We start from the raw sequence: 3778 nt of genomic DNA on the forward strand, positions 1-3778 counted from the left end.
GTGAGGCGGAGGTGTTGCCGTTGCTGGCCGGGGTCGGGGGCCGGGTTGGTGTGGCGGCGGTCAATGGTCCGGTGTCGGTGGTGGTGTCGGGTGAGTCCGCGGTGGTGGAGTCGGTCGCGCAGGAGGTGCGTGGCTGGGGCCGCCGGGTTCACCGTCTGACGGTGAGTCATGCGTTCCATTCGCCGTTGATGGAGCCGATGTTGGGCGAGTTCCGGGAGGTGGCCGAGGGTCTGTCGTACCACCGGCCGGAGATCGCGGTGGTGTCGTCGCTGACGGGTGCGGTGGCCACGGCGGAGGAGTTGTGCGATCCGGGCTACTGGGTGTCCCATGTGCGTCGGCCAGTCCGCTTCCACGACGCGGTAAAGGCATTGGAGGGGCAGGGCGTGGGCCGGTTCGTGGAGATCGGTCCCGACACCACCTGCACCGCCATGGCACAACAGTGTCTGGCCGACACCGACGGTGCCCTGCTGACACCGACCCTGCGCCCGGGACGCCCCGAGACGACCGCCCTGCTCGCCGCGGTCGGCGCCTACCACACGGTCGGCGGCACGGTCGACTGGCAGGCCTTGTACGCCGGCACCGGAGCGCGCCGGACCGACCTGCCCACGTACCCCTTCCAACGCCAGGAGTACTGGCTGAACGCCACGCCACCATCCGGGAACATCGCCTCGGCCGGTGTCGGTGGAGACGACCATCCTCTCGTCGGCGCGCTGGTCGAACTGCCCGACTCGGGCGGCGTCGTCCTCACCGGCCGCCTCTCGGCCGACCAGCAGCCCTGGCTTGCCGACCACCGCATCATGGGACGCGTACTGCTGCCCGGCACGGCCTTCGTGGAACTGGCCCTGCACGCCGGGAAGCACGCAACGTGTGACCTCCTGGAGGAGCTGACGCAGCGGGCTCCGCTCGTCCTGCCCGAGGAGGGCGGGGTCCGGACAAGGGTCGTCGTAGGACCAGAGAAGGACGACCGGCGTCCGGTATCGGTCTACTCGCGCCCCGAGGACGCACCCGCCGACGCCGCCTGGACACTGCACGCGGCCGGCACGCTCACCACGGGCCCCGCGGACACCCCGCACGGCCGGGGACAGGACACCGACACCACCGTCTGGCCTCCCGAGGGCGCGCGGCGGATCGACATCGACGGGGTGTACGACGACCTGGCGGAGATGGGCTACGAATACGGGCCGGTGTTCCGGAACCTGCGAACCGTCTGGAGACGAGGCGACGAGGTGTACGCGGAGGTGGCTCTGTCCGCCGACGCCGATGCCGCCTCCTACGGGCTGCACCCCGCGCTCTTCGACTCGGCCCTCGGCGCCGTCGACTTCCTGGTCGACGGTGGCCCGAAGGCACTCACCGAGACCACGATCCCCTTCGTGTGGAGCGGTGTGTCGCTGCGCGCCTTTGGCGCCGCAGCACTGCGGGTCCGCGTCCGTCCCGCATCCGGTGACGGCGCCGCCGCACTGGACCTCACGGACACCGCCGGCGTCCCCGTGGCGACGGTTGGGTCCCTGGTGACCCGGCCGGTCGGTTCGGCGCAGATCGCCGACGGCACCGACGCACCAGAATCGCTGTTCCGGATCGCCTGGAGGCCGGTGCCCGCCGAAGCGGCGCCCGTGCCCCGGCCGGACGGGGCACCAGGCAGGAACTGGGCCGTATTCGGCACCGACGACCTCGGCCTGGACCTCCCCGCCTACCAGGATGTCGCATCGCTCGCCGAGGCGGCCGGCACACTCGAAACCGTTCTGCTGCGCTGCCCACCCACGGCCGGCGACGCGGCCGGACATCCGCCCGCAGCAGTGCGGGACACGGTGCACCGGACCCTGGCCCTGCTGCGCGACCTGCTCACCGAGCCGCGCCTGTCCGAGGTCGGCTTCGCCGTCGTGACCCGACACGCCGTCGACGCGCCGGAAGGTCCCGACCTGGTCATGGCCCCACTGTGGGGACTGGTCCGCGCCGCCCAGGCCGAGAACCCCGGGCGGGTGTCGCTGATCGACACGGATGGGACGGACGCGTCACTGCGTGCGCTGCCGGCCGCCCTGGCGCTCGGCCGACCGGAACTCGCCGTGCGGGCCGGGACGTTCCGGGTGCCCCGGCTCGACCGGGCGTCCACGTCGGGCACAGCACCGGCACTGGACCCCGAGGGCACGGTGCTGATCACCGGCGGAGCGGGCCTGCTCGGCAGCGCCCTGGCCCGTCACCTGGTCACCGAGTACGGCGTACGGCACCTGCTCCTCGTCGGCCGACGCGGCGCGGACACCCCGGGCGCCAAGAGTCTGGGCGCCGACCTCACCGGGCTCGGTGCGACCGTCACCTTCGCGGCCTGCGACGTCGCGGACCGCGAAGCCCTCACCGGACTGTTCGCGCAGATCCCCGCCGAGCACCCGCTCACCGCGGTGGTGCACGCGGCAGGCGGTATGGACGGCGGAACACTCGGCACACTGACGCCCCGCCAAGTCGACGACGTGCTGAGGCCCAAGGTGGACGGCGCGTGGAACCTCCACGAGCTGACCCAGGGCCTGAACCTCGCTGCCTTCGTGCTCTACTCGTCCGCGGGCGGCCTGATCCTCGCCGAGGGGCAGGCCAACTACGCGGCGGCGAACGTGTTCCTCGACGCGCTCGCCGAGCACCGGGCCGCCCGGAGACTGCCCGCGCTGTCCCTGGCATGGGGTCCGTGGCAGGGCAGCGAGGACGACATCGACATGGAGCGGCTCAGCCGCAACGGCACCCCGCCGCTCACCGCGCACGACGGACTCGCCCTCTTCGACGCCGCCCTCGCCGCGCCGGACGCCGTCCTCGTACCGGTCCGCCTGGACCCGGCGGCCCTGCGCAACCGGCCCGAGGTGCCCGCCCTGCTGCTGCCCGAGACGGCGGTCCGAGGGTCCGTGAAGGCCGGACCCGAGCCCGCAGTGAGCGCGACCACGCTCGGCGAACGGCTCGCCGGACTGCCCGGCGGCGAGCGGCAGCGAGTCCTCCTGGACCTGGTGTGCACCGAGGCCGCAGGCGTGCTGGGACACACCGACGGCAGGGCGGTCGACGCTCAGAAGGGGTTCACCGACCTCGGCCTGGACTCCCTGGCCGCGATCGAACTCCGCAACCGACTGGGCGAGGCGACCGGTCTCAGACTCCCGGCCACGCTGATGTTCGACCACCCGAGCCCGGTACCGCTGGCCAAGTACCTCCTGGCCGAACTGTCGGAGGACGAGCCGGGCGAAACACTCCCCGACGCGACGGCCGGCGCGGTCGCCGCTCCTGGTGAACCGGGCACCGCGGACACCGGCGAGCGGACCAGGACGATCAAGGAAATGGACGCCGGGGATCTGGTGCGCGCGGTCCTGGGGAACACGCTTCCGGCGGGCGACGGCTCCACAGAGCAGGGCGGGGAAGAGGAGACAGCATGAGCACGGCCCCCTCTACGGAGCAGATCGTCGAAGCCCTTCGGCAGTCCCTGCTCGACAACGAAGAGTTGCGCAAGGAGAACGAACGTCTCGCCGCCGCGGCGAGTGAACCACTGGCGATCGTCGGCATGGCCTGCCGGTACCCGGGCGGCGTCACCTCTCCGGAGGAGCTGTGGCGGCTGGTCGCCGAAGACGGGGACGGGGTCTCGGAGTTCCCGGCCGACCGCGGCTGGGACATCGGCGAGCTCTACACCCCGGAGGTGGGTACGCCCGGCAAGACCTACTCCCTCCAGGGAGGGTTCCTCTACGACGCGGCGGAGTTCGACGCGGAGTTCTTCGGTATCTCGCCGCGTGAGGCGCTGGGTATGGATCCGCAGCAGCGGTTG

General features: G+C 72.2%; 2 protein-coding genes. Both read left to right on the plus strand.

Annotated features, from left to right (window positions below):
• A partial coding sequence (locus ACFU6I_RS48120; RefSeq protein WP_384380807.1) for an SDR family NAD(P)-dependent oxidoreductase occupies nucleotides 1-3395 on the plus strand: 3395 nt, incomplete at its 5' end.
• On the plus strand, nucleotides 3392-3778 hold a 387-nt coding region (locus ACFU6I_RS48125; protein WP_384380809.1), incomplete at its 3' end, for a beta-ketoacyl synthase N-terminal-like domain-containing protein. The genes ACFU6I_RS48120 and ACFU6I_RS48125, both read left to right, overlap by 4 nt.

The organism is Streptomyces sp. NPDC057486, assembly GCF_042802415.1.
GTDB lineage: Bacteria > Actinomycetota > Actinomycetes > Streptomycetales > Streptomycetaceae > Streptomyces > Streptomyces yanii.